Source organism: Corynebacterium sp. TUM25020, assembly GCF_056388495.1.
Window position 1 is genome coordinate 1 of record NZ_JBWJFG010000003.1, and the last position, 23,352, is coordinate 23,352.

General features: G+C 58.7%; 16 protein-coding genes and 1 tRNA gene. 6 read left to right on the forward strand and 11 right to left on the reverse strand.

Annotated features, from left to right (window positions below; all coding sequences use genetic code 11):
- Positions 1 to 220: 220 nt before the first annotated feature.
- Together AC05K6_RS04450 and AC05K6_RS04455 are read right to left on the reverse strand one after the other, a co-directional pair.
- Positions 221 to 297 (reverse strand) — tRNA-Met (locus AC05K6_RS04450).
- A gap of 97 nt (positions 298 to 394) precedes the next feature.
- The gene (locus AC05K6_RS04455; RefSeq protein WP_476727892.1) at positions 395 to 3,460 is read right to left on the reverse strand and encodes a UPF0182 family protein; all 3,066 of its coding nucleotides are present in this window, start codon (positions 3,458 to 3,460) and stop codon (positions 395 to 397) included.
- A 156-nt stretch (positions 3,461 to 3,616) separates the two neighbouring features.
- On the opposite strand from AC05K6_RS04455, the gene AC05K6_RS04460 reads away from it, so the two are divergent.
- Entirely contained in the window at positions 3,617 to 4,177 is a 561-nt protein-coding gene (locus AC05K6_RS04460; RefSeq protein ID WP_476727893.1) for a PPA1309 family protein, read from the forward strand.
- A gap of 20 nt (positions 4,178 to 4,197) precedes the next feature.
- Here the strand turns inward: AC05K6_RS04460 and AC05K6_RS04465 are convergent, their stop codons facing one another.
- Entirely contained in the window at positions 4,198 to 5,277 is a 1,080-nt protein-coding gene (locus AC05K6_RS04465; protein WP_476727894.1) for a YlbL family protein, read from the reverse strand.
- Between the two features lie 150 nt (positions 5,278 to 5,427).
- Here AC05K6_RS04465 and AC05K6_RS04470 point away from each other — a divergent pair, with 150 nt between their 5' ends.
- Positions 5,428 to 6,924: a zinc-dependent metalloprotease gene (locus tag AC05K6_RS04470; protein ID WP_434815586.1), complete on the forward strand. Its 1,497-nt coding sequence runs from the start codon at positions 5,428 to 5,430 to the stop codon at positions 6,922 to 6,924.
- Here the strand turns inward: AC05K6_RS04470 and AC05K6_RS04475 are convergent, their stop codons facing one another.
- Entirely contained in the window at positions 6,925 to 7,524 is a 600-nt protein-coding gene (locus AC05K6_RS04475; RefSeq protein WP_434825089.1) for a M48 metallopeptidase family protein, read from the reverse strand. It lies immediately after the preceding gene.
- A gap of 131 nt (positions 7,525 to 7,655) precedes the next feature.
- Between AC05K6_RS04475 and AC05K6_RS04480 the strand changes: the two genes are divergently transcribed.
- The gene (locus AC05K6_RS04480; RefSeq protein WP_434825088.1) at positions 7,656 to 8,537 is read left to right on the forward strand and encodes a hypothetical protein; all 882 of its coding nucleotides are present in this window, start codon (positions 7,656 to 7,658) and stop codon (positions 8,535 to 8,537) included.
- Here AC05K6_RS04480 and AC05K6_RS04485 read toward each other — a convergent pair whose 3' ends face one another.
- Positions 8,538 to 8,765, reverse strand: a complete 228-nt coding sequence (locus AC05K6_RS04485; RefSeq protein ID WP_293790928.1) for a hypothetical protein — start codon at positions 8,763 to 8,765, stop codon at positions 8,538 to 8,540. It abuts the gene before it with no gap.
- Positions 8,766 to 9,292: 527 nt separating this feature from the next.
- Between AC05K6_RS04485 and AC05K6_RS04490 the strand changes: the two genes are divergently transcribed.
- The 3 genes from AC05K6_RS04490 to AC05K6_RS04500 all read left to right on the forward strand — a co-directional run bounded on the left by AC05K6_RS04490 (position 9,293) and on the right by AC05K6_RS04500 (position 11,930).
- Complete coding sequence (locus tag AC05K6_RS04490) at positions 9,293 to 10,402, forward strand: sensor histidine kinase (RefSeq protein ID WP_476727895.1); 1,110 nt, start codon at positions 9,293 to 9,295, stop codon at positions 10,400 to 10,402.
- Between the two features lie 185 nt (positions 10,403 to 10,587).
- Positions 10,588 to 11,220 carry a response regulator transcription factor gene (locus tag AC05K6_RS04495; protein ID WP_051894330.1) on the forward strand — a complete coding sequence of 211 codons (633 nt, stop codon included), beginning with the start codon at positions 10,588 to 10,590 and terminating at the stop codon, positions 11,218 to 11,220.
- A gap of 179 nt (positions 11,221 to 11,399) precedes the next feature.
- Entirely contained in the window at positions 11,400 to 11,930 is a 531-nt protein-coding gene (locus AC05K6_RS04500; RefSeq protein WP_034977660.1) for a hypothetical protein, read from the forward strand.
- Between the two features lie 319 nt (positions 11,931 to 12,249).
- Here the strand turns inward: AC05K6_RS04500 and AC05K6_RS04505 are convergent, their stop codons facing one another.
- The 6 genes from AC05K6_RS04505 to AC05K6_RS04530 form a co-directional block, all read right to left on the reverse strand.
- Positions 12,250 to 12,468, reverse strand: coding sequence for a recombinase family protein (locus tag AC05K6_RS04505; RefSeq protein ID WP_476727896.1), 219 nt, complete (start codon positions 12,466 to 12,468; stop codon positions 12,250 to 12,252).
- Entirely contained in the window at positions 12,465 to 12,788 is a 324-nt protein-coding gene (locus tag AC05K6_RS04510) for a recombinase family protein (protein ID WP_034977663.1), read from the reverse strand. The genes AC05K6_RS04505 and AC05K6_RS04510 overlap by 4 nt, the downstream gene beginning before the upstream one ends.
- Before the next feature lie 406 nt (positions 12,789 to 13,194).
- Entirely contained in the window at positions 13,195 to 15,282 is a 2,088-nt protein-coding gene (locus AC05K6_RS04515; protein ID WP_476727897.1) for an ATP-dependent DNA helicase UvrD2, read from the reverse strand.
- Positions 15,283 to 15,290: 8 nt separating this feature from the next.
- Positions 15,291 to 16,373: a potassium channel family protein gene (locus tag AC05K6_RS04520; protein ID WP_293790809.1), complete on the reverse strand. Its 1,083-nt coding sequence runs from the start codon at positions 16,371 to 16,373 to the stop codon at positions 15,291 to 15,293.
- A gap of 13 nt (positions 16,374 to 16,386) precedes the next feature.
- Positions 16,387 to 19,986, reverse strand: a complete 3,600-nt coding sequence (locus AC05K6_RS04525) for a UvrD-helicase domain-containing protein (RefSeq protein ID WP_476727898.1) — start codon at positions 19,984 to 19,986, stop codon at positions 16,387 to 16,389.
- A complete protein-coding gene (locus tag AC05K6_RS04530) occupies positions 19,987 to 23,325 on the reverse strand; it encodes a PD-(D/E)XK nuclease family protein (protein WP_476727899.1) in 3,339 nt (1,112 codons plus the stop codon).
- Positions 23,326 to 23,352 lie beyond the last annotated feature (27 nt).

The window sequence follows — 23,352 nt, forward strand, 5'->3', positions numbered from 1 at the left end:
ATCGGTGCACCAGCAGAATACGACACCGCCATCGACACCAGCTACCAACACAACCTCGGCATCCAAAAAGGCTGGATCAAATAACCGCAACACGCCCGGAAAAGACACACTTTTCTTTACTTAACCCACAACTGTAAGGGAAGCTGCTAACCCCCGCATATATCCAGGAGACAAAAAGAAGCGCCCTCCTCTAACGTGAAAGCTAGAGGAAGGGCGCTATTGGTAGCGGGGGCAGGATTCGAACCTACGACCTCTGGGTTATGAGCCCAGCGAGCTACCGAGCTGCTCCACCCCGCGACGAGTGCTTAACGCTACCGCGTCAGCGACTCCACTACTGTAACGCAGACCGTGGATAAAGTGAAATCGCCTGGTCACAGACGGTTTCACTTTCGCTTTAACGATCCGACTGCAGATCCTGAACCGCCTTATCCAGTTCGTCCAGCGCCTTACCGAACTCCTCGAAGGAACCGGACTCGCGAGTCTTGTTCACCTTGTCCATAGCATCGCGCACACGCTGCTCCGGAGACGTATCAGTGCCCTTGCCGTCGGTCTTGTCCGTCTTACCCGCTGCACCCTTCGCGTTGGAATCCTTGTCGTCGTTGCTGCCGCTGTCCTTGCCGTCAGCGTTGCTCTTGTCTTCGTCCTTGGACTTTTTCTTGTCCTTATCCTTGCCCGGGTCAACCACAGAACCGTCGATCTCGCGGATATCCGTAGTGGAGGACGTGTTAATGCCCACCTGGCTCAGCGCCTCGGCAATAGTCGGCGCGTAACCCACCTGACCGTTGTAGCTCACCAGCACGCGCAACAACTTCGGGAAAGCGGAATCCTGCCCACTGCGCTGCGAGTAGACCGGCTCGACGTACAGAATCTGCCCGTCGCCCACCGGCAGTGTCAACAGGTTGCCGTTGGTCAGGTCATTCGTACCCTTCAGCAGGGTGCGTTCGCGGGCGATCTCGTCGGAGGACATCATGGTGTCCTGCGCCTGGTTCGGGCCCAGCGTCTGAGTGCCCGTCGGCAGCACCCGCACGCTGATCTTGCCGTAGTTATCCGGATCGGAGCTCACCGACATGTGTGCAGCCAGGAACTCACGACGCAGACCACGGAACGGAGTAATCAGCTGGAAAGAAGGCTTATTCGTCTTCGGATCCGCCGCCACTACGTAGTACGGAGGCTGCGCATTGTCCTGTCGATCCTGCGGTGCCGTCGGATCCGTCGGCACCGACCAGAACGAGTCGTTTTGGAAGAACACGCCTGGGTCGGAAACGTGGTACTTAGCGATCAGCTCGCGCTGCACCTTGAACATATCCTCCGGGTAGCGCAGGTGATCCTCCAGCTCCTTACTGATCTCCGAACGCGGCTTCACCACACCCGGGAACGCGCCCCGCCACGCCTTCAGCACCGGATCCGATTCATCGAAGGCGTACAGGTCCACGCTGCCGTCATAGGCATCCACCACAGCCTTCACAGAATTGCGAATGTAGCCAACCTCGTTGTCGACCACCTGGGACTCGCTCACGCCATCGGGATTAATGGCGTCAGCAGTAGAATCAGTGAGCCCAATGCGCTCGGAGTAGGGAAGATTATTCAGCGTGGTGTACCCGTCTACAACCCACTTCACACGGCCGTCAATCACAACCGGGTAGGTCTTGGAATCGGTGGTCAACCACGGCGCCACCTTGTGCACACGCTCGCGCGGATCGCGCTCATAGAGGATCTTCGACCCCTTGCCGATGCGGTCAGTCAGCAGCATGTTCATCGACTCGAAGTGAGCCGAGAACATCAGGCGGTTGAAGTAGTTCGACACGTCCACACCACCGGTGCCGGTGTAGGAGTAGTTTGATGCGTCGGTATCGTACTCCAGCGGCTCACCCTCGGTGTTACCGACGATCGCATAGTCAGCATTGCTCTGCTTCGACGAGGCAATGACCGGACCGAAGTAGATACGCGGCTGCTTTACATCCAGCTTCAGCTCGCCGCCCTGCTTACCGGACTCCATGGACTGCAGATCCGCGACCGTGTACACCGGGTAGCCACCGCGGGCCGAGCCGACATCGCGAGCGACCTCATCCACCTTGCGGGCCGGCGCCGCCACAAAGCCATTGCCGTGTGTGTACACCGTGTGGCGGTTAATCCAGTCGTTTTGGTTGCCATCCAGGGTATTCGGGTTCAACTCGCGGGCAGCAACCACGAAATCGCGCATCTTGCCATCGACCTTGTAGCGGTCAATGGCCAGCTCATCCGGGAAACCATAGAAGTTACGCAGCTGCTGTTGCTGGGTAAACGTCGGAGTCAGTACCTCCGGATCCAGCAGACGCACGTTGGACAAAGTGGCGGAATCGTCGGCGACGGCCTTCTTCTGCTCCTTAGACGCTGCATCGCCTGACGAACCCCAGTCGCGGTCGTAGGTCACCTTGTCGTCACCGATGCCATAGGCGAAACGGGTGGCCTCGATATTGCGGGCAATGTACTCGCGCTCTTTTTCCGCACGGTTCGGGTTCACGGAGAACTGCTCTAGTAGCGCGGGCCAGGCGAAGCCCACGGTCAGCGACGAACCCACCATCAGCGCCACAGCCAGCGCCGGGATTCGTAGATCCCGCAGCACAATGGTGATGAAGAACATGGCAGCCACGAAGATGGAGATCACCAGCAGCACGATCTGTGCCGGCAGCACCGCGTTGATATCCGTGTACGACGCACCGGTGAAAGTATCGTGCGAGCGGGTCAGCAGGCTATAGCGGTCAAACCAGTACCCCACAGCCTTCAGCAACATCCACGCACCCGCGATGATGGCCAGCTGGCGACGGGCGTGGACAGAAATAGAGGCCTTCTCCCCCACCCGCGGATTGCCCGTAGTGATGGAACCCAGCAGGTAGTGGCCAACGCCGTTAAGAACGAAAGCCAGGATCAGCAGCACACTAAAGGTAGAGATCAGCAGCTGCAGGAAGGGCAGGTTAAATGCGTAGAAACCGAGATCCATATTGAACTGCGGATCGCGCACGCCGAAGTTAGAGCCATTCAAGAACAACAGCACAGAGCGCCAATTCGATTGCACGATTATGCCGGTGATCACGCCGACGAACAGTGGAATACCCACCAGGAATGGCCGCATATTGCGCCGGATCAGCGGACGGTACTCCGCCAGGGGCGAAGACGTTCCCAGCGAGTCGATCTCGTCCGGCCGCGCCCTATAGGCCAAGAACGCAGCCAGCCAAGAGATCAGCGCACCAATCAGGCCGAAGATCACAAACAGCGCTGCACGCGTGACAATCACGTTCTGGAACACACCCTGATACTCCACGCTGCGGAACCAGGCAAAGTCCGTGTAGACGCTCACCACCACCGGGATGATGAACACGGCGATGGCGATAATCGCCACCGCAATGCCCAGTATCTTCGAGCGCCTGCTCGACACTGGACCGGATGGGAACTGCTGCTTCGGTCGCCCCGAAGACGGTGGCATGGGCGTGCTCAAGGCTTTGTTACTCTCCTGCTAATCGCGCCTGTATCTGTCGCTGATCGCGATGTTTCCACAAGGATACGTACAATTCTTACAGCGTCATAACAAATCCCAGTTCCGTCCCCTACCCACAACGTAACTTTGAGAAAGGCTGTCCGCATGACCTCTTCCAATCCCTCCCACTCCGTCGACCTGCAGGATGAGCGCGTGCTCAACGCTGCTCTGCGCGAGGCCGTGGACTTTGTACAGGCAGAGGGATGGGATCGGCCTGCCACTCTTTTTGCATTAGTCCCTGCCACGTTGATCGCCGACGCGGCCCCGCAGGCATTCGATGACGAGGCTCCATCCAACCCCCTCGCACTCGTCGTTCAGGAGGATATTCCGGAGCACATTCGCCCCGGTAGTGAAGAGCTCGGCCAATTCCTCGCCACTATCCGCTGGCCTGCCCCGGTCGTCGGTGCGATCCTGGCGCAGGAAATCACTTTCTCCAACGCCGCCCCCGGCGCCGACCCTGCCCCGCGTCAGGCTCGCCTGTTTAGCGGAGTTCTTTGTGACGCCGACTTTTCCGGCTCCGAGCGTTCCCTTATCCAGCTACGCCCCAGCGAAGAAGAGCTGGAGGCCGATCCTTTCGGCCAGGACAAGGTGCAGCTACTCGGCGGCGATGACATCGCCCCCGGCGTGATCCACACACTTCGCGCGACTTTCGAGGCAGACGAGTAAACCCCCGCACACGATACGGGCTACTTGCAGGTATCGGCCTGCTTGCCTTCGTTGTAATCCTTGAGATCGCTGATGGCGTCGTCCAACGTGTCGACCTTAAGCAGGGTGATTCCCTCCGGCGGCTCGTGGACCGCCTCTGCACAGTTCTTTTCCGGTACGAGGAACACCTCTGCGCCGGCCTCCTTGGCGGCGGCGATCTTGTGAGTGATGCCGCCGATCGGGCCAACCTTGCCTGCGGCGTCGATAGTGCCAGTACCAGCGACGAACTTACCGTCTGTGATTTCCTCGGGCGATAGCTTGTCTACCACCGCCAAAGAGAACATCAGACCGGCGGAAGGGCCGCCAATATCGGTGAGGTTGTATTGCACCTTGATGTCACCGCCCGGCTGGGCCGCAGTTGCCACTCCGAGAAACGCGGTGCCTTCCGGGTGCTCGGCGCGCATTTCCTTCGGCAGCTCACCGAGAGTGACCTTCACGTCCTTTTCATTGCCCTGACGCTTGACGGTGATCGTCACCTCATCGCCTGGCTTTTGGTCCTTGACCTTGTCCGACAGCTCATTGGGGAGCTTGACTTCTTCCCCGTTGACCTTGGTGACGATGTCGTTGACTTCGATCTTCCCCTGCGCCGGAGAATCTTCGGTCACCTCCATCACCATGGTTTCCAGCGGCTTATGCAAATGATTCATAGCCGAAATGGTGGCATTGGATTCCGAGCTGGAGAACGCTGCGGCATTTTGGCGCTGTACTTCCTCCGAGGACTTTCCGGAGGGGAAAACGTGCTCGATTGGAACCAGGGTGTCGTCGGTCGTGGCCCATCGTTTAAGAGCCTGCGGGAGCGTCATATTTGTCCGCACCGACACGGTAGTCATGTTCAGGTTCCCGCTCGTCGGATGGGTTTTTGCGCCCGTAATGTCCACAACGTCGCGACCGTCGACCTGCCCCAGCGTGTTAAACGTCGGCCCGTTGCCCTCGGCGGCATAGGGAACGGTGATGTTGATGTTGGTGCCGGGAATCGAGGGCAGACCGATGAGGGAAAGCACCGCCACGACGGGCACTGCGCCCACGACGATAGTGCGATTTCGCCTGTTCCAGAATTTCACCCGCCTAACTTTACATGCATCCCCCGACGAGGTTGGCCACCACCGCCGAAGCACCCCGACCGCTCTGTTCGCTATCAGCACACGGGAAATAGCACCATAACGGGCTTTCGGGGTCGTTTCCGCACTGAGAGAGTCGGTACGGTGGGGTACATGAGTAAATTCGGCTTTGGCTTCCACGGCCCGCACAACTCCGATGACGATGGCGACAAGGACCGCGACAAGGATCACGACCGGGATCGTGATCAGGACCGTAATAACGAGAACAACGGGAACGAAAACAACCCGTTCGGCTTCTTTTTTGGCGGCCCGATGGGCGGCGGCACCAGTGGCACGGGTGCAGGCGGCATGGGTCCCGGAGCTGGCGCGGGCAATCTGGGGGACATCCTGAACCAGTTCGGTTCCATGCTCTCCGGTTTCGGCTCGGACATGAACAGTTCCGAAGGCAAAGGGCCGGTGAACTATGCTATGGCCAAGCGCACCGCCCGCCAGCGCATTGCAGCCACCCGGAAGGACACTCGTCCGACCCACAACGATTCTCAAGCCGTGGCAGATTCGGTACGCCTTGCTGAATTGTGGCTAGACGAAGCCACTATCCTGCCCGCAGGCGCGTCCGGCTCTGTGGCCTTCGGCCCGGCGCAATGGCTGGATGAGACCTTCGAAACATGGAAGCGTGTGGTTACCCCACTGGCCGACAAGCTGGGCGATGCTGCACTCGGCGGTGTGCCGGAGGAGATGCGCAGCCAGCTTGGCCCACTCGCCGGCATGATGAAGCAGATCAACGCCATGAATTTCGGCGTGCAGCTGGGTAATACCCTCGGCGAGATGGCCACCGACGTGGTGCTTTCCACCCAGTGGGGCGTACCCCTGGCGCAGGGCGAGACGGCAGCCATCGCCACCGAACACCTCGACGTCATGGCCAAGAAGCTGGGCTGCGAGCCCCGCGAAGCGCTGATCTATCTGGCCGCGCGCGAAGCCGCGCACCTACGTCTGTTCAAGCACGTCCCGTGGCTGGTGGAACGTCTGATCCTGGATGTCGAAGAGTTCGCGGCCGGGCTATCGCTGGACTACTCCGCCATCGAGGAAGCCACCGGCGAGTTCACCCCAGAATCCCTTAACGACCCGGCGAAGATGCAGGAAATGATGGAACGCATGCAGGGTCAGGATCTTTCCCCACAAGTCGTTTCGTCCAATGTCCATGCCCGTGAGCGCCTGGAGACGAGCCTGTCGCTGATCGAAGGGTGGGTGGATTATGTGACGGGTGTTGCCTTGGACTCCCGCATCCCTGCCGCAGCCATGATCAACGCCGCGTGGTCGGAGTTCCGCAACAACGGCTCCCCTGCCATGGACAATCTGACTAAGGCCCTCGGAATTAGCTTCACCGCTCCGAAGGCAAACGAGGCAGTCGAGCTGTGGCGCAAGCTGGATGATGCGGTGGGCGTCAAAAAGCGCGACGGCGTGTGGGACCACCCGGACTTCCTTCCGGTCGCGTCCGACCTCGACAACCCGGCAGCTTTCATCAGCAACATCGCGTTCGACGAGGACGAGATGGAGGATTTCAACCCCATTAGCGAGATCGAAAAACTCGAGCGGGAGCTCAATGAAAAGCGCGACAACGGTGACGACACCACCGATACCCCCGAGGACTAGCTAATCGCGCATCCCCCAGCGCTTGAAAGCCTCCAAGTACCCCTGTGCTTTCTCCAGCTGCGGGGTGTGCGCCTCCCAGCGGTGAAACTCCGGGCCGTGATTCGGCACAAAAGTATGAATCAGCTCGTGGATAATCACCGCATCCAGCACATAGCCCGGCACGTCCTGCAGGTAATGCGAAATCCGGATGCGCTTGGACTGCACCGAACAGCTGCCCCAGCGCGTGTTCATGTTCGCTACGAACTTGATCTCGCCGATCGTTGCCCGCCCACCGAGGTACTTGCGGTTTAGCTCCCGCGCGCGGTCGGCAAGATCGTCGTTGCCTAGGGCATGACGCCTACTCTTCAGCGCCTTTCCGAGCAGCTCCACGCTAATGCTGCGCAGTTCGGCTTCTCCGATGGCCGCGGGAGCCATGACCAAAAACCCATTGCCTTCTTCCCGCACTGCAACGGTTTTCTTGCGCCTAGCGGATAGCCGGAAGGTGACAGGCGGCACTCGGTTTGGTTCGGCGCCTGCCTGGAGCTGGCGGGCGAGCTCTGCCTCCACATCACGAGCCAGCTGCTGCGGGTCAAGCGCCCGGTGGCGGTAGGAGGAAACCACGGATTATCCTTTCCACCTGCGAGGACTATGCCTCCCTGCTAGGGTGAGAGGCGAATCACAGCGCGTGGGGAGTACGCGGTGCGAGGGGTCTTTACAGAGGGGTTGTAGAGGGGATTTTGGGGAACGCAATCATGCTAAAGCTTAACCTGCCGGCGAGTACAGCCATCCTGGCAAGGCCCACGATCGGCCTGCAATTCGGCGTGCTGCCGCACGAATCTATGATCCTGCCGCTGCCGAAAAGCGTGAATCCGAGCCAGGTTGCGCACGTTTTTGCCCTAGCCCGTAGCGGAATCGGTTTCGACGAGCTGCACCAGAAACTGGGCTACTGCGGAGTAGACGAGGAAGATGCCCGGCTGATTCTCTCCGAGATGGTGCGGGCAGAGATACTGCGCCCATCGCAGGCGGACGTGGACTTCCACGTGCTCGCGTCCGGCGTGTCCAGCGAGAGATTAGAGCCCGTTTTAGAAGCGCTGGGTTTGAGTTTTCGCATTACCTCCGCACCCAGCGAAGCACGACGGTCACTCATCGTCCTCCCCGGAGCAGTGTTCCCCACCCCGGACGTGCAGCATGCGCTTATGGTCAACCGCGTAGCCCACTACCCAGCCGGGATCGTGGATGGTCGGAATGTGTTGGGACCATTAGTGGTGCCAGGAGTTACTCCCTGCCTGGCTTGTATGGATAGCTACTACGGGCAGATCGACGACGGTTGGCGTGGGGTGCGTCTGCAGGCAACAGGGCGTCCCGGAAGTACGGAACGGCACTTGGTCCAAGCGGCCTCTACACAGCTAGCGATGATGCTCAACGAACACGTATTGCCCTGGTGGCGCGCGCACCGGGCGTACGTACGCGAGCGGCGAATGGCGCGACTGCAGCAGGAGGAAATTCCCGCGGCCCCGGAGATCCCAGAGGTCCTTAGCCAGCGGCGCCTCGTGGATTTCGCCAGTGGCGCAGTGCGCACCTATCAAGTGCCTTTCAACGACAACTGTCTGTCTTGTCGAGCGGTACGGAGCTAATCAGGCAACCTTTGACAGCTTCGAGATCTCGGCTTGCGCGTATTCACTGACGCGGTCTTTCCAGCGCTCTGCGGCCTTCTGGCCACCCATACGATCCATCGTGGAGAGAGCCTTACGCTCGCGCATGCCGACGCCTCCCGGTGTCTCCGGAGAACGTCGATGTCCCGGCTCTACGGCTGCCGGACAGCACGTAGCCGCGGACACGGCGTGCCATGGTCTGACGGTCACGCTGGGAGGGCAGAACAACTAGACGGATTACGCTGCGGTCTACGCAACGCACAGACGGATCAGACCGTCTGTGGGGCTGCAAGACCGTGTCAATGAACGGAAAAAGACTTCCGTGTTCCTTCCCAGTGGACCCGGCAACAGGCCCGCCGCTGGATCCGAGAAAACCCCGACCACGCCCACCAAGCAGAGGCGTAACACCATCCCGATTCCGTACCGACAAAACGATATGGGTAAAGATGCAAGAGGTGTGTGGCAGTTGAGCATGTCACGATCGTCGAGACATCTGTTCCGCTATTGCATTTTTCTGCGAACATCGCAGTGCGCGCCTCAGTGGCTTTAGGGGCACATCGCGGCCTCTCGTTTGAGTGATGAGACATTTTCATACAGCGGTAGCGAACAAACCAGGTCACCGTAGTGCGGTACACAGCAACGAGAAAACTCAACACAAAGACGCTTCGAGTACGGTCTCCACGCCCCGGGCAAGATTCTTTGCCCATGGCAGCGACAACGAGTAAAGAGCATTCAGTATGATGAGCCCCATGCAGATAACAGGCACTACCACGGCCGGTAGCCTGAAGCTCATGCTTGTCGAGCGTCTGCCCACCACCGTGATCCTGGCCACTCTCGCACTGATCTTCAGCGGCGCGAGCATCCTCAACGAACACTCCATCACGCCGCTGATTACCTTTTTGATCATCACCCAGGCCCTCAGCCTCATCGTCGCACCCCGTCACCCGCACATCAGCACAGGCATCTATATCACGGCATTCTTCGGCGCACTCCTAGCAGGCCATTCCACAGGTATGGAACTCTTCCTCGGCGTCTTCCTCATCACCGCCATCACTGCCACCGGACACCACCTGCTAGCCCTATTAATTGCAGTCACCATCACCCTCGGCGGCTTCTACTCACCAGCCGAAGCACACTTCAATTTCGAGGCCATCGCGCTGATGATCTTTTGTATCATCGTTACCCTGGCCTACCTCCTTGGCTTATGGATCCACCGCAACCACCAACAACACCTCAACACCCAACGCACCCAACAAGCCCGTCGCCAACAACTCACCAGCCTGCTGCATGACTCCATCGCCGCAGATCTCACCTCCGTCATCGTCCAGGTAGAAAAACTCGCCATCACCACCCCACAGCGCCACGACGAACTAAAAGACATCGCACGCACCGCTCGTAACGCCCTTGACCGCACCCGGCAACTGCTCACCACACTCAACACCCACCCCAACTCCGAACCAACGACCAGTCTGCCGATCACACTGGACACCACGACAAAGCGGCTGCGTGACCACGGCTTTACCGTCACAACCACCACCCGGCTGGACACTCCTGTGACCATGGCCCTACACAACACCGCTCTTGAACGTGTCTTAAGCGAGACAGCCACCAACATCATCAAGCACGCCACACCCCACAGCACTGTGGCTATCGACACAACATCCGATGATGAGGGTGTAACCATTACTGTCACCAACCATCACACCCCCACACAGGCAACGCCCACCGACTCAACCCATCTGGGTTTAACCAGCATGTCCCAGACACTGCACGCACTCGGCGGCACACTGACAACTCGCTCCAATGATCAAGAATGGGTCACAGTCGCCCATTTTCCCTTCCTGTGAAGATAGCCGTGGGCTACAACTAGATACATGCCCAAAGCCATCACATATGCAGCCCTTGGTGTGCTCCTACCGCTGGCTCCCGCTATCACTGACCCGCTGACACATGAAGTCAACGTGTTAGCACCCTTCAGCGTCACTGACTGGTTAAGCTGCTCCAAGAAGCCTCACTTGCCGTGGTGCAACAAATGACCACGCACATCCTGCTAGTCGACGATGACCCTACCATCCTCGATACTTTCCCCGTATACTTCTCCACCACCGACGACCTAGAGGTCTCCGGTACGGCCAGAACTGGTAGGCAAGCACTAGCCTGGATAGACACCAACACCTGTGATCTCGTCCTCTCTGACGTTCGTATGCCGGATATCGACGGCATTGAACTACTCCAACACATCCAAGACCTTGAACACCCGCCCCTATTCGTCGCCATGACCGCCTTCGACACCGATGACACGATGCTCAAGTGTCTTAGCCTGGGCGCGGTGGGCTACATCATCAAAGGACAAGCCCCAGAATCAATCATTCATTCTCTACGCGACGCCACGCACGGAGGAACAGTTCTCTCTCCCGACTGCCTCAGCCGACTTCTTGACGCCAAAGCCGCTAGTAGTGAGCTTCATATGCCAAAAATCACTAATCGTGAGCAGATTGTCTTATCCCTGATCTGCGAGGGTAAAACAAATGTAGAAATTGGCGAATCAATGCGCCTAGCAGAGGTCACCATCAGGAAAATAATCTCGCAGCTCTTTCTTCGCTTCTCCGCGAAGAACCGTTTAGACCTCGCCATCAAATACCTGTCGATCAAACACTCATTTTAACGTCAACCTCAAGCAAATATTCTCTCCTCTCCCTGACACGAGGCAGTCTCAATCTATTGATTGCCCCCTTTAAGGAGTATCGCATGCGATATAAAAGCCGCACACCTGTTTAGAAAGAGTGAACAATCTTCTAGGTTTAGAATCGCTCAACCTAAAACTCACCAGAACAGGAGCTTGAGATGAAAGAAAAGACTCTTTCTCGCCTAGTTGCCCTAGGTCTTGCCATCACTATTCCAGTCGGAACGGCACACGCTGCAGGCGCAACCACAAACCTCGAACAATCCCCAGAAAGCCCTTCTGCGCAAGCACAAGAACTTACCGCAGAGGATGAACAGGAAATCGACGAACTGCTAGCCTACATCGACACGATTCCGGACGATGTGGTTGAGAACAGTACGGATGAACAGCTAGCCGCATATCTGCAGAACAATACGGGCGTTCAGACGCGTAACGCTTGGGAATGTGCTGGTGCAATCGCCCTTATCCTCGCAGGTACGGTGGTTCCCATCGCTAAGGTAGTCAATGTCGTTCGCCTAGTAAAGAGCCTAGGTGGAGCCAAGAAGGCAGCTGCTGCAATTGAAGAAGCAGGCGGAATCAAGAAGATCTTGGCTACTAAGGGTGGCTCGATCAAGGCAACCGATATCAGGGATGGATTACTCAGCCTAGCGAGCGAGCTAAGCGGAATCGGCCTTGCTGTCGAGAAGTGTTAGAGTGCCAAAAATGAAGAGCCTGCCAGTCTATTTGAGCAGCATCTTTGCGATCGCTTCTATTGTATTAGCGATCGCAAAGATATCTTTTCCTGAGGCGTCTCTCGTTCTACTTGCGGTAGCGTTTTTGATCGGAAGAATCGAAAGCAAGGAATCATCATCCTCGACAAAAAGAAAATAGAGATACGACTTGGAGGATACTTCCCTTTCCTTTGGATTTCCCTCCACCACGGAATCAAGGATTGCCAAGCTTAATGTATTCATACAATGTCGTACGCCCCACCCCGAGACGTTCAGCCACTTTTTATTCGGCATCCCCTCATCAATCCACCTTTTTCGCCTGTTCAACCTGCTCCGCCGTCAGTGCTTTCGCTCGTCCCTTATAGACGCCGCGCTTTTTAGCCCGGGCAATGCCCTCGGCCTGGTGCTCGCGAATAATGAAACGTTCAAACTCGGCCACTGAGCCAAGCAAACCAAGCAAGAGCTTGGCTACAGGCGTCGATTCCTTCGAGTAGAACTGCCCCTCTTTGAGAAACTTCACCGAGACACCGCGTGCGGTGAGGTCACCAACAATGGAATACAGGTCAGAGAGAGGGCAAGGCGATCCATGGATGACACAATCAACTGATCACCCTTGCGCACATACCGCAGAGCTTCTTCGAGTCTTGGGCGATGCCGCGTCGAACCAGTCATGCGGTCTTCATAAAGAGAGAAGATTCTCTCTTTGCGCAACAGTTCGGTCTGCCGCTCTAGGTTTTGATCCTTGGAGCTGACGCGCGCATAGCCAACTTTCTCGCCGACTATCGCCTCGGGCTGTTCGACAATGTCTAGAGGAAGCGACACATCTGCTCGTTTATACATCAACCTACCCTGCCGAACAGGAGTTCTTGTGAGTTACGAACTGTTCGCTTGGGGTGTACCTCTTTCCGAGCATAAGCTAACCCAACGAACCTCCCCAAGAGTCAACCCAAGCCGGAAAGCAAGATCTCGCTTAGTCTCTGAAGTCAGCATTCCATGGATTCCTTTAGTTGAGTGGTTTATCTAAAAGCTAACTGCCCTAAGGGGCCAGTTGGGAGCTGGATACCAGTCTTGGCTAACGCGCACTGGACTGTCCGGTTCGATACGCCGAACTCTGCCGCTGCCTCTTGAACAGTGGGGTACGCCTCTGTCTGGAAATAGGCATCATCAAAGTAAGCCGCTATTCGGTGCGAGACAGAGCGACCTTGCGCCGAACGTTTTCTATTAGGGTATGGCTAGTTCAGGCGGGTCAGGCGTAGTTGCTGACGATCGCCAGCACGTCCTCGCCAAATTCCTTGACCTTCACCGGACCAATGCCCGGCACCGCCACCAATTGGTCGGCCGTAGTGGGAAGTTGTTCGGCGATGGCACGCAACGTGGCGTCGGTAAAAATGACATACGCCGGCACAGCCTTTTCCTTAGCCTGAGTAGTGCGCCATTCCCGCAGTTCGGTGAGCAGGAGGTGGTCGGTTTCCGGGGCGTGCTCGCCGCAACGGCCAAGAATCTTCAGCTCCGGGCTTCCCAAACGAGTGCCGCAGATAACACAGGCATTCTTGGGCGCGCCGAGGCGCTCCCGGGTTCGGTTGCCCTCGCGGCGCTGCGCCTCCATGGCCTCCTCCTGTGGTACCAACCCGTCAAGGAAGCGCGTGCGGCGTCGGTTCGATGTAGAGCCTTCCTGCCTGGCCAGCGCCCAACCGAGGTGCAGGTGCTCACGCGCACGAGTGATACCGACGTAGAACAGGCGACGCTCCTCCTCGATTGCCTCTTCCGAGCCCGCCCCTTTCAGGGCGTGGCGAATCGGCAATGTGCCTTCATTAAGGCCAACGAGGAACACCGCATCCCACTCCAAACCCTTTGCGGCGTGAATGCTGGCGAGGGTCACGCCCTGGAACTTCGGCGGGTTCTTAGCACTCATGCGCTCCTTAAGCAGCGCAACCACTCCCTGCATGCTTAAAGGTTCCGCGGCAGTGGAGGTGATCTCCTTGACCAGATCAAAAAGTGCTTGCAGGGATTGCCATCGAGCACGCTCCTGGGAACCCGCGGGCTCCGTGGACGTCAGGCCGACGGGTACCAAAGCGGCGCGGATAGCATCTGGCACATCTTCGGGGTCTGGGTCGTATTTCTTGGCCGCGGCGATGATCGCATTCATACCCTCGCGGATTTCCGCACGCTTAAAGAAGCCTTCACCGCCCTTGACTTGGTAACCAATTCCGGCCTGCTCAAGCTCGTATTCGTAGTTCGCAGATTGCGAATTGATGCGGTACAGAATCGCAATGTTCGCCGGTTCCACGCCCTTTTTGATGAGGGTCTGAATTTCCTTGACCACCGCCGCTGCTTCCGCAGGCTCGTCCGGGTATTCGTGGAACTCCGGGACAGGTCCAGCGGGGCGTTGGCCTTCCAGCTTCAGCCGAGTGCCCGCCACGCGCCCCTTCGCTTTGCCAATCACGCTATTGGCAAGATCTACAACCTGCGGGGTAGAGCGGTAGTCGCGATGCAGGCGGACAGTGGTGGATTCTGGGTATTTGGTGGTGAAGTCCAGCAGATATTCCGGGGTTGCGCCGTTGAAGCTGTAGATCGTCTGGTTGGCATCCCCCACCACTGTGAGGTCATCGCGGTCACCGACCCAAGCGTCGAGAACGCGCTGTTGCAACGGCGTGACGTCCTGATACTCGTCGACGACAAAAGTCCGGTAGCGAGAGCGGAACTCATCTGCGATGCCGACATTCGACTCAATGGCCGCTGCCATATGTAGCAACAGGTCGTCGAAGTCCAGCAGCATACCCTCGGGCGTGGTCTTGAGTCTTTCGTACCCCTGAAACACTTTGACGAAGGTCTGCGGATCTACCGGGCAATCGCGGCGACGCGGCTCTACATAATCCGGATAGTCCTCCGCACTGACCAGGGAGGACTTTGCCCACTCGATTTCCCCGATGAGGTCCGCGAGCATGGCGGTGCTGGTCTCGACGCCAACCGCGCGGGCGGCACGGGAGACAACGCGGAACTTGTTATCCAACAATGCCCATGGCAGATCACCCGCATAGGCGGGCCAGAAGTACTTCAACTGTCGCAGTGCCGCAGCGTGGAAAGTCTTGGCCTGCACTTTGGGGATGTTCATCAGCGCTAGGCGCTCGCGTAATTCTGCAGCGGCGCGGGCGGTGAAGGTGACGGCCAGAACATGGTCGGGGTTAACAAAACCGCCGTCGACTAGGTGCGCAATGCGGTGGGTAATGGTGCGGGTTTTACCGGTTCCGGCGCCGGCAATGATGCTCACGGGGCCGCGCGGGGCGGAGGCAGCCTTAGCCTGTTCCGGATCCAGTCCGTCCAGCAGGGAGCTCACAAATATCCCTACTTTGCGCCTGGGATCTCGTCGGCACCCGGGTTGGAACGCACATAAAGTACGCGGTCTCCAGGCTCGATGGTCTCTGCCTCGGAGGAATCAATGCGGTATAGCTCGCCGGAGCGCACTACACCCAGCACGACGTCTTCCAGTACGCGGGGATTACCGCCGACTTCTTCCTCGCTGACGAGACGCTCGGCAATGGAGAATCCTTCATCCGGTGACAGCAGATCCTCCATCATTTCCGTCACGGACGGTGTAACGGTAGCCAGTCCCATCAGGCGGCCAGCAGTCTCGGAGGAAACCACCACGGAATCCGCACCGGATTGGCGCAACAGGTGCGAGTTATCCGATTCACGGACACTGGCCACAATGGTGGCCGAAGGTGCAATCTCACGCACGGACAAGGTAATCAGCACAGCCGTATCGTCCTGGTTGGGCGCGACGACAACGGCACGGGCACGGTTCACACCTGCGAGCTTCAACACGTCGGAGCGGGTCGCCGAGCCCTGCACGGTGACCAACCCCTGTGCCGAGGCCTGGTCCAGTACCTCCCGATCCGTATCCACGACAACGATCTGCGATGGCGATACGCCGTCAGCCAAGAGCGCTGCAATGGCGGAGCGCCCCTTGGTGCCGTAGCCAATGACGATGGTGTGGTTGCGCATTTTCTTCCTCCAACGGCGGATGACAAGCGTTTTACGAGACTCTTCGGTGAGCACTGACAACGTGGTGCCGACCAACAACACCAGGAACACCAGGCGAGCCGGGGTAACGATCAGTGTGTTGACGAGACGAGCGTTTTGGGTCTGCGGTGATACATCGCCGTAGCCGGTTGTCGACAGAGACACCGAGGAGTAATACAGCGCGTCTATGAAGGTTTCCATACCTTCGTAGGCATCACGGTCGACATAAGCCAGTCCAGCAACGAAGAACACGAGCAAGAAGGCGTAGAACATACGCCGAATGATGAGCCACCAGGGGCTTTGCGCCACCGACGTTGGAATGTGGACGATATTGAGTAGCGCATGCGGCGGTAGCTCATCGACCTCATCGTCGGCGCTAAAGCGTTCGCGCAACCGGTACTTCATCTACATCCTCTCGTCATTGCTCGTTGCCTTTGGTGACGCCCCCAAGCATCCCTTCGAGCTCGTCTGCAGAAAGTAGTGTACGCGGTTCATATGTTTCATTGGCCACGACGTAGTGGAACGCAGCGCGAACGTTGTCGGCGGGCACCTCCACCCCCAGTTTTGCGCTAAGCAGCTTCGCCCATGCCAGCCTGTAGACGGCAAGCTGCATAGCGGCGGCATCCATGTCCGCACCGGTGGGTTTACGCCCGGTTTTCCAGTCGACGACGAACCAGCCGTTGGCGGGGTCGTCCCCTTCGTGGAACACCGCGTCGATTCGCCCTTCGAACACATGGCCGCCAATGGTGACGGAGTAAGCGCCTTCCACACTGGTGGGCTGTCGGTGTGCCCACTCGGAACGGAGGAAGGCCTCCTTGAGGGTATCGAGATAGGGGTCTTCCAAGGTTGCATCGGAGGCTCCGGGGAGTTGATCCTCGTCCAGCAGCGAAACCTGCTTGTAGCGTTGCTCCACCCAGTTGTGAAAGGCGGTGCCGCGCTTGGCGTAGGGCTTCGGCTCCAGTGGGATCGGTCGGCGGGCGCGGAGAGCAAACTCTTCCTCGTCCTTGCGCAGACTTACAGCCTCGGTGGCTGTCATCCGTACGTTCATGGGAACCAATAGTTCGGTATTATCCATCTCGGCGAGCTCTTCAAGCAGCAGATCTGTCTCCAGATCCCAAGCCTCGACAAGTGTCGAGGGTGCGGAGCGGTCAGCGCCGGGAGTGTCGGCGTCGCCTGCCGTACCTGCATTGGTCTTCTCCTCTAGCGCTGTGATTTCCGCCCTCAGCTGAGCTGCGGCTTCAGCGACCTCGGGGCGATTCCCGACCAGGTCGGTACGGGGCCAAGAAGCACCAACGGTGCCCTCGGATTCACGGTTCTTGCGTTCCTCTTCGTAGTCCAAACGCTGTGCGTTGATCTCAGGGGTTGGCAAAAAGAGTTTGTCCTCAAGTGGCCCGTCTGAGTCTTCCAGCAATTGATCCAGGTCCTTGTAGTACTTCCCCAAATCAGACCAGTATTCCACCTGGCTATCAATGCCATTTTCCTGCATATACTCGCGCAGCTGGGAAAGGCAGATGGATGGGTCGTTGCCCTTCGCTGTCGATCCTTTAAAAGCAGATCCGCTGACATAAAGCACCCGCTCGGAACGGGTGATTGCCACGTAGAACAGTCGGTCGTTCTCCTTTGCACGGAATCGACTGACTTGCTTGTTGAACGCCTTGTATTCGCCGGTGTGTGCACTCCGATCGTCCGCTTCGGCCAGCGAGAGCACTGGGTATGCTCCCGGCTGGTCGCCGGCATCGCCACGCAGACTGCTGGGCATCACCTTTGCATTGGTCGTCCACGAAGATTCACTCCTAGGCTGGGAATAATCGCCGTAGCGTTCGCGGGAGGCATGTGGAACGGCGACGATGTCCCACTCCAGCCCCTTTGCCTTGTGAACCGTGAGGATCTGTACGGTGTTGTCCTTGCGCTGAACCTCGCCCGGGTCCAGGCCGTCTTCCTTCGCATGAGCTGCCAGCAGGTATTCGACCAATGCCTGGGGGCTGGCAGTAACAACGCGGGAGAATTCGCGTACAATCTGCGCGAACTTGTCGAGGTGGCTGGTACCGATTGCCTGCTCCGGCTGACGGTGCCAACGCATCAGAACTTCCGTGCGCACTCCCAGCATCTTCTCGATATCCGCCACCAGATCCGGCAGATTCTTTTGCAGGCTATGACGGCGCAGGTATCCGAGCTCTCGCCCGAGCTGTGCAAGCCGCCTAGCTCCCTTAGCCGACATGCCCATTTCCTCCGCATCAGTCATGTCTGCAAGCGCGTCGGTCAGCCCCACGGAAAACTCAGTGGGGTCGGGGATGGCCTCCAGTACCTTGTCGATAAGCTCCTCCCGCACCCCGGCGCTTCGGAAAGCGTCGATCTTCTCGGCCTGTAGCTGCGCTGCGGTCTCATCCATTTCACCAGGCTGCGCGGCTCCACGATTGACGATCTGCTCTGCGCGGCGAGTAAGCACAGCAAGGTCTGCGGCTCCAATGTTCCACCGTGGTCCGGTCAGCAGGCGTAAAAGTGCTACGTCATCCGTGGGATCCACTAGCACGCGCAACGTAGAGAACACGTCAGCGACCTCGGGAATATCCAAAAGTCCCGGTCCGGCGGTCATGTCCGCTGGTACCCCGCGTTCCACCAATTTTTCATAGATCGGCACCGCATCCTTGTTTACAGTCACCAGCACTGCGGCGGAGAAGGGCTTAACCTTCGCCGGGTTTTCCGCTGCCTCCAGCTTCTGCTGGTAGGCCTCCCACTGGGTCTGAAGCTTCTCGGCCAGCCAGTCGAGTTCCTGCTCGCGCTCCTCAAAAAAGGCCACAGCCGTCTCGCCTTCCGCGGCTCCGGAGCGCGGGCGCAGTTCCGAGACTAGGCGCCCGGTGCTCTCAGTGCTCCGTTCCATGGACCAGGTAGAAACCTTATTGGCCATGTCCAACACCCTGATGGGGTTACGCCAGGACGTCAGCAACTGCAGTTTCTGCGCCGGTTCGCCAGAAGCATCGGGGAAGTCTGTGCGGAACTTCTCCAGGTTGGAGGCCGTAGCTCCGCGGAACTGGTAGATCGATTGCATTGGGTCGCCCACCGCCATCGCAGAAAACTCACTGCCGCTCGCACGCCCTTCACCGAACAAGGATCGCAGCATGATGCGCTGAGCATGGCCGGTGTCCTGGTATTCATCCAGCATGACCACGCGGAAGCGTCGCCGCTGTTCCTGTCCCACGATGTCGTGGTCGCGTACGAGCTGCGCGGCTTTGTTCATCTGTTGTCCAAAGGTCAACAGATCGCGTTCCTGCAGTGCTTCGCGGTATTTCTGCACGAAGCTCAGCAGCTCAATGCGATACTGCTGGGCATCAAGAAACTTCTGGTTATCCCCGGTGAACTCACTCTTTGCATTCGCTTTCTTGGGCAGCTCTTCCAGCAAGTCCTTAGCTTTCAGGCTCTCGCTCTGAACCTCACCTAATTCGGCCAGGTGGTTATCCATTTCATCTGAAAGGGTGCACACGTCATCAATAACGGTCGCTATGGACTTGTCGGCGGTCACTGAGCCACCCGAGTTGAGAATCACGTCCCGCGCCACCATCCACCGTTCGGCGTCGGTAATTAGCCGTGCGGCAGGTTCAGATGGGATGAGCAAGCCATATTCACGGACGATGTCTCCGGCATAGGAATCGTAGGTCGCCACTGCCGGTGCGATATTCTTCAGCACCTCGCGGCGTGGATCGTCTGGCGCCAGCTCATCCATAAAGGCACTTTCCGCGAGGGTCTGCAGCCGTTGGCGAATGCGTTCTCCCAGCTCGGCGGCAGCTTTACGGGTGAAGGTCAGACCCAAGATCTGTTCAGGCCTAGCGTAACCGTTCGCCACCATCCAAACGGCACGTGCAGCCATCGTTTCGGTCTTACCTGCGCCGGCGCCGGCGACCACCAGGAAGTTACCGAACGGCCCCGCCTGGATCACGTCAGCTTGTTCATCGGTGGGCTCGAATCTCTGCCCCATCAGCCTTGACAGCTCCTGAGGGCTGTAGATGTGTCGGTTGTTATCCATTTACACCACCTGCTTTCCTGTGGCCTGTGCGGGGCAGATCGCCTTGAAACCACAGTTTCTGCAGCGATCGTTGGGCGTGGCCAGGTATGTCGGCCCTGCCGTCACTGGCGCTATCTCCATCAACTTGTCGTGCGCTCCAGCTAGTTGTTCTTCCGTCAACTCCGCCTGGGGCCTTTCGGCGATTGTCTTGTTGGTCACCCTCGGGTACACCAGCGATGCACCTCCGGGGCGGTACGTCCTCCCCGCCTGACCGGAGCGTTCGTTGAGAGGCAACAGGAATTGATACGTGCTCAATTGCGGACTCTCCTCCGCAACCTTCTTAGTCACCGCACTTTTGCCGGTCTTGAAGTCGATCACCTTCGTCAGGCCACTCTCCGGGTTCGTCACCAGCAAGTCGGCACGACCACTCAGCGTTACCTCTACCCCATCGGGTGTCTGTCCGACTGTGGCCCTGAGCGTGCGCTCCGTCTCTAGCTCATTGCCTTGTTGTCGCAGGCCGTCGATGTAATTAAAGAGCCTTTCGACGCCCTTTTCCCAGTCCTCTAGAGTCTGGTCATTCTTCCACTCTGGTCCGTCAAGCACATGCGGCAGAATCTCTCGAATTGCCAGCTTCGCTTCGTATAGATCCATCCCGTGCGCAATCTGCTCGGCGATTGCGTGGATGACAATGCCCACACGCATCGGCTCGGTGGATTCGCTCACACCACCATTCGACTCCAAGAAAGTACGCAGGGCGCAAGTGCTCCAGCTCTCTAGCTTGGATGGGCTCAGGCGGATCTTGTCCCCGGCCAACACACGTGCGCTCGTGGACGGTTCCACCATGCCCCACCATTCCTCGGGCGCTGCGCCATGCACCCCGGCACGTGCCATCTTCGCCAGGTTCCGCATGGCCGCCTGGCGTTCGTGACCAGGGCGTTGCGGGTCAGTCGCAGCATCGCGCAGCTCCGCCAGCAAGGATTCAATTGCCAGCACGCGCGGCAGCGTGCCCGCACCGGAGCCTGAAACCATATGGCCAACAGCCCCGTCTAACTCCGCCAAGGTCGCCAGTGTGGTGGGCTCCACGCCCATTTCGGCGATAAAGCGCGAGGGCACCATCGCTTCGTCACCCGAGTTCTCTACGCACGTCACGTGCACGCTTTCCGTCGCCCGGCTCACAGCTAGCAGGAATAGTCGGCGCTCCTCCTCAATCGCATCGTTGATACGTGCCACGGGCACGCTCGGGTCGATACCCCGATCCAGCAGATCCACCAGCTCCAACTGGCCGAAGAGTCCGCCGACGGTCGGGCCGGTCGGCCACTCTCCTTCCTGTACACCGGCCACTACCACGACTTGCCACTGCCTACCCGCCGCAGCGTGGGCTGGCAGAATCTCTACCGCGCCGGAGCGCACTCCGCGCTGATCGCGCCCTCCGGTTGGCACCTTCTGGGCACGAATACTGTCGACAAAGCTCTTCACCTTTGCGTGCGGATTTCGCTCTGCAAAGTCACCCACCATGTCGAACAAACTCATCACCGCATCCAGGTCCGCATCAGCCTGGGCGCCTAGGGATCCACCCTTCAACGCCTGCGACCGCAGATGCATATCCAGCTGTGTGGCCTGCCAAATCTTCCAAAGCACCATCTCTGTACTCTGGTGTTCCGCCAGTGCGCTACGCCCTGCATCCAAAACCTTGGATACGCGCTGGATGACTTCTAGCTCGCGCGGCCCGCAGTAGCTAATGATCCACTGATTCGCCGGGACACCCGGGTGGTTTAGAAACTCCGTCACATAATCCGCAGCCTGGAATGGCTTAGCATTTTCATGCTGTCGCAACTGTTGGCCGGCAACCTGTGCAGAACGAATTGCCAGCGCCACCGCGCGGTGTACGCGGCGCACCATCACCGGATCCGCTCCGCCCACGCTTCCTTCCAACAGCTCATGCATCTCCGCCACCGTGAGATCGCGGTAGCTGGCCTCCGCAGCTAGGAGCAGCATGCGCACCAGCGGTTGTTCCGCCAGCACCATGGATGTCGGATCCACCTTCACAGGCACGCCATAGGCCATGAGCGATCTACGCACCCGCGCGATACTGCCCGTGCCGCGCACGATTACCGCCATGTCATCCCACGCAACGTCCTGCTCGACATGCGCGCGCCGCACTACATCGACAATCCTCAAGCGTTCCGCGGTTTCTGTCGGAGCGATTGTCACGTCCACGTTCCCCTCGCGCGCCGCGGCGGAACGCAGTTCCACGCGACTTGGCTGAAAACTCAAGTGACTGCGGATATCGTTCACTGCCTGAACCGCAAGGGGCGTCAAACGATAGGAAGCACTAAGCACAACCCGGTGGTCTGGATCCTGCGAGTAGGAGTCCAAAAAAGCCTCGTCGGCCCCACGGAAGTGGAACACGCACTGATCCGGATCGCCTGCGATAAGAGTGTGGGTTCCGGGGACCAGGAAGCTCTCGATCAACCTCGCAGACGCCGGATCCAAATTGTGTGCGTCGTCAACCAGCACCAGTTTGGTCTTCGTCCGCTGCCTTTCGACCAACTGCTCCCCCTCGGGCTGGTCGAAAGTAGCAAGAGTGGCGTGCAACAACTCTGAAGCGTTCAGGCTCTCGGACTGGCCCAGGCGCTGCACCTGCTCATATTCAGCCTGGAATTGCCCCGCGGCCTCCCACATAGGTCGCCCGTGCTCCACGCCTAATTGTTGCAGCTGCTCCGCCGATACTCCCCGTTCTGTAGCGCGCAGCAGCAGGTCACGCAGCTGTTGGGCAAAGCCGGCATACCCCAAGGCCGGTACCACATTGGCGGGCCAATAACGGTTGCCGTCCTCCACAGTGCCACGCAGGATTTCGCGGATCTGCATGTCATGCTCCGCACCCGTTATCAGCCGTGGCTGCTTTTTACCGCGCAGCGTCTGCACACTGCGATAAAACGCGAAGGCCCACGAATGCACCGAGCGCACAAAAGTACCGGAAGCTGCATAGTCCCCCTCGCCCGCCATGCGCTGATACAGTGCGGCGCGCACGGCCGTCGCCGCCTGTTTCGACGGTGCGAAGAACATTATTTCTGACGCCGATCCCCCGCGCAGAAGGAATTCCCGCGCAGCAGCGATCAACAGTGACGTTTTGCCCGTACCCGGTCCGCCGAGAATCGCATACGGCTTCGCATAATCCACCTGTGTGGATCCTTCGACCAGCGCTCCAGCAAGGCCTTCGAAGTGTTCCTGAGGTTCGGTCGTCGCCGACGGCTGGCCCAGCCGTACGCGCGGCTTCCCGCTGGCTCCGAGCCGCTTTTCTAGGTCGCGGTTGATGTCTCGAGTGTTGACCTGCTCCATGTCTTTAAGTTTGTCACGCACACAGGACAACCTCCCGCTGAACTTCTT